We start from the raw sequence: 3,896 nt of genomic DNA, 5'->3' as shown, positions 1-3,896 counted from the left end.
CAAGCGGCAAACTAAGCCTCATTAGTGATGTGGATGATGTTGTCGAAAAAGGTCAGAAAGTTGCCACGATAGGATAAAGTGCTGAATACATCTTTTAATATAACTAATTGATTATTAATGTAAAAAAATAATATAAGCTTTCTTGGTACTTTGGTTGCGGCTATATTAATTGAGGTTTGTGTGGTTCCCCGCGCGGGTCTCTGTTTAGGTAACGAATGTTTTAAAGAGAAGCCTATTTTATTTTTAAATAGTAAACGCTTTAGTGAGCTTTATTAAGAAATAATGAAGCTTTTTGCTCCGGGTAGTGTTATCGAAACTGATTGTTTTAGGTCGGCTAGTGTTGAAGTCGAGCAGGGTTTTGCTTGCTGAAATACGCGCTTATATCTATTTCACTTTATATCGTTTTCTTTTAAAAACGACGATTTTCACTGCTTAGGAGCTTTCATTTCAATGAAGCAGTTTTACCCGTGAGCCTTCCTTGAGCAGTGGCTAAAGCGAGGAAACGCTCTAACTAAGGAGATAATAAAAATGAAATTTAGACGGTCAATCCTAAGTATGCATATGCTTATGGCAGCTTCGCTTCTTACTATTATGCCAGCGCAGGCATCGGACAGAAATATTACGGATAAGGAACTGTCTGATGAATCAAATACAACTGATTGGCTGGCTTATGGACGAACGCACTCTGAGCAGAGATTTAGTCCACTGAAAGACATTAATGTAGATAATGTCAGCCAGCTAAAACCTGAATGGTATGCGCCTTTACCGGATCGGTCTGATATGGTTGGGACGCCATTGGTTGTTGATGGTGTTATGTATTATGTAGGTGAAATGAATAAAACCCGTGCGTTCGATGCGCGTACAGGAAAGATGCTTTGGGAATATGATCCACAAGTTGCCAAAGAGATTGCCGACAATAATATGAAAAAAGTGTTTTGGAAGCATAACCGTGGCCTGTCGACTTATGGTGATAAGCTATTTATTGCGACATGGGACGGCCGTCTAATTGCGATTACAAGAAAAGATGGTAAAGAGGTTTGGCAAACCCGAACATTTGACCATGACCAACCGCTTAATATTACAGGTCACCCTAAAGCGTTTGATGGCAAGGTGTTTGTAGGTAATGGGGGAACTGAGCTAGGGCCTATGCGTGGTTATGTGACCGCCTATGATGCTGAAACAGGTGAGCAAGTTTGGCGTTTTTATATTGTTCCTGGAAATCCTGCAGATGGGTTTGAAGACGCAGCTCAGGAAAGAGCAGCTAAAACATGGAGCGGCAAGTGGTGGGAAAATGGTGGTGGCGGTAACGCTTGGCATGGTTGGACCTACGATGAGAAGTATAATCAGTTGATTTTCGGTACTGGTAACGGCGGCCCTTGGAATATTAAAGTTCGTAGCCCCGAAGGTGGTGATAATCTATACCTTTGCTCCGTTGTAGCGGTCGATGCTGATACAGGTGAATACAAATGGCATGTCCAAACGGCACCTGGTGACACTTGGGACTATAACTCCAACATGGATATAGTGTTGGCTGATCTGGAAATTGATGGCAAAGACGTTGATGCCGTGTTGCATGCGCCTAAAAACGGCTTTTTCTATACCATTGATCGCTCAAATGGCAAGGTTCTTTCTGCTGAAAAATTTGCAGATGCTAACTGGTCAACTAAATATGATCTGAAAGAGCAACGCCATATTGTTGCTGAAAATGCTCGCTACCTTGATGGTGAGAAAAATATCTACCCTTCAGCATTTGGTGCCCATTCTTGGCATGCAATGTCTTATAACCCTGAGCTAAATCTCGCTTTCATTCCCACTAACCATTTGGGTAATACTTTTAAAGATGGCGGTAAGAATACGAAAACTGGTCATAAGATGAAGAGCCATAAGCTGTATTTGGGCTTAAGTGGTTGGGAGCTGACGAAAGATCCGCATGAATCTAGGGGCTCTTTGCAGGCTTGGGACCCAGTTAAAAATGAGCGTGTTTGGCAAGTGAACCAAAAAAGCCCATGGGGCGGTGGGACCTTGACTACGGCGGGTAACTTGGTTTTTCAAGGTCAGCCTGATGGTATGTTTAAAGCTTATGATGCGCGCACAGGTGATGTTCTTTGGTCTTATGATGTAGGTCTTGGTATCTCTGCACCGCCAATTACTTATAAGCTGGATGGTAAGCAGATGGTTTCTCTTCTAGTGGGGCCTGGTGGTGCATTAGCTTCTAACTTTGGTGGCTCGGGCGAACTCGGCTTTGAGGGACATGGTTGGAAGTACGGCTTGCATGAACGTCGCATTATGACGTTTTCGCTTGATGGAAAAGCGCTAATTCCGGAACAGCCAGCACCGCAGCTTGCCAAGCCAATCTTAGATGAGAGGTTTGAAGTTGATGCTAAAAAAGCAGAGGTTGGTGCGGGCGTGTTTGCAGAAAACTTGTGTGTCGCCTGTCATGGCGGTGGCGCTGTTGCGGGCATGAAGGCACCGGATTTGCGTGAGTCTCCAATACTACTCAAGGGCAATGAAAAATTGTTTGAGAGAGTTGTTCGCGGTGGAGCGCTGCTTGTCAACGGTATGCCTAAATTCCCAGATCTAACCGATGCAGAGTTAGAAAGCATTCGTCATTTCATTCGTAGACAAGCGCACGATGGTGTGAAGTCTGGAGGGGGGCACTAGAATAGAGTTTTTTTAAAGCGTTAAGCGAATTACTTGGGTTGATCAACTGATAAGCGATACGCTTTGAGATAAATAAAAAGGCCTGAATCTATGTGAATAAAGTAAGTGCTTTAATTAGCACTTAATCACAAAAGATTCGGGCTTTTTCTTTTGAAATAGCTACATGTCAGTGCTTTAAGTGGGCGGTGTAGTTTCTTTGAATATAAACCCCTTTGGGCTCTGGTAATCATTTCTGGAACAGTCTGTAGCATTAGGTGAATCACCTTGACCTTTGGTAACGTTTTTATTTGTTCTTTTTATTAAATAATCCTTTTAAAACAATGATATAGATTGTGGCATGTTGTTTGCTTTTACAGGGTTTAACTCTGGTAAATGTTTAAGTGATAAAACAGATGTTGGGAGCTTGAGATGATACCTAGCCAAGAACAAGAAAAATGGATGTATAAACACATGCTCATTAGCCGTTTTTTTGAAGAAGCTATTGAGAAGATTTACATGGAGGGCAAAACTCCAGCTTTTAATATGGCCAATGGTCCGATCCCTGGTGAAATGCACCTTTCTAACGGTCAAGAGCCGTGTGCTGTCGGCGTGTGTGCCCACCTAACTGCTGAGGATGTTGTTACATCTACTCACCGTCCCCACCATGTTGCGATAGCTAAAGGTGTTGATCTTAAGGGGATGGCTGCTGAGATATTTGGTAAGAAAACAGGATTAAGTGGTGGTCGTGGCGGCCATATGCATATTTTTGATCCGGCGGTTAATTTCTCCTGCTCTGGCATTATTGGTCAAAGTGTCGGTCCTGCGGTCGGTGCCGCTCTGTCACGCGTCATGCAGCAGAAAAGCGGTATTGCCGTTGCTTACTTAGGTGAAGGCGCAGCGAACCAAGGCGCTTTCCATGAAGCCCTGAATATGGCGGGTGTTTGGAAATTACCTGTTATTTTTATTATTGAAGATAATTCCTGGGGTATCTCGGTTTCTAAACGTGCAAGTACAGCTATTGAACGTAACTCCGACCGTGCCTCTTCCTATGGTATGCCGGGTGAATTTATTTCCGGTAATGACCCTGTCGCAATTTTCAAGACGGTTGGTTTAGCTGTCGACCGTGCTCGTAGCGGTTTAGGCCCAACGTTAATCGAAATTGAAACCTCGCGCCTTGCAGGCCACTTCATGGGTGATGGTGAAGCTTACCGTCCCGCTGGTGAAAAAGAAGCGTTACTGAAAGTCGATCCCATTCC

At 43.7% G+C, this 3,896-nt stretch carries 2 protein-coding genes; both read left to right on the top strand.

Annotated features, from left to right (window positions below; genetic code table 11):
• The first annotated feature begins 528 nt into the window (after positions 1-528).
• Entirely contained in the window at positions 529-2,661 is a 2,133-nt protein-coding gene (locus tag A3773_RS16610; RefSeq protein ID WP_067988568.1) for a PQQ-dependent dehydrogenase, methanol/ethanol family, read from the top strand.
• A 408-nt stretch (positions 2,662-3,069) separates the two neighbouring features.
• A partial coding sequence (locus A3773_RS16605) for a thiamine pyrophosphate-dependent dehydrogenase E1 component subunit alpha (RefSeq protein WP_067988563.1) occupies positions 3,070-3,896 on the top strand: 827 nt, incomplete at its 3' end.

It is taken from the genome of Neptuniibacter pectenicola (genome assembly GCF_001597735.1).
In the GTDB taxonomy this organism is placed as follows: domain Bacteria; phylum Pseudomonadota; class Gammaproteobacteria; order Pseudomonadales; family Balneatricaceae; genus Neptuniibacter; species Neptuniibacter pectenicola.
Note: the sequence above shows the minus strand (reverse complement) of the source record. Positions and strands in the feature narration are given on the sequence as shown.